1 protein-coding gene is annotated in these 478 nt (G+C 63.8%); it reads left to right on the top strand.

Features of this window, described 5'->3' with window-relative positions; genetic code table 11:
* On the top strand, positions 1-478 hold a 478-nt coding region (locus tag BST47_RS30120; protein ID WP_133056269.1), incomplete at both ends, for a beta-ketoacyl [acyl carrier protein] synthase domain-containing protein.

The raw sequence follows: 478 nt of genomic DNA on the forward strand, positions 1-478 counted from the left end.
GGTCTGACGCTAGAGGCAATGGCTGAATCGCGCACCGGCGTGTTCATGGGCCTGACTCACTACGACTACCAACTCGTGATGGCCGGTTCCCACGCGATGGAGAAGCCATACGGGTTCCAAGGCAACATCTTCAGCATGGCGTCCGGGCGGATCGCCTACGCCCTGGGACTTCGCGGTCCGGCGCTGACGGTGGACACGGCATGTTCCTCCAGCTTGACCGCGGTGCATATGGCGTGTCGCAGCCTCAACGATGGCGAGAGCGACATGGCGTTCGCGGGCGGCGCCTATGTGATGTTGGATCCGCGGAAGCTCGTCGCAGGCACCGCTGAAGGCCATCTGTCTCCGACGGGGCGCTGTCATGCCTTTGACGTCGCGGCCGACGGGTATGTATGTGGCGAGGCCAGTGCGGTGGTGTTGCTCAAGCGGCTGCCGGATGCGTTACGCGACGGTGACCGCATCCTGGCTGTGATACGTGGCA

Origin of the sequence: Mycolicibacterium tusciae (assembly GCF_002086795.1) — a bacterium.
In the GTDB taxonomy this organism is placed as follows: Bacteria; Actinomycetota; Actinomycetes; order Mycobacteriales; family Mycobacteriaceae; genus Mycobacterium; species Mycobacterium tusciae.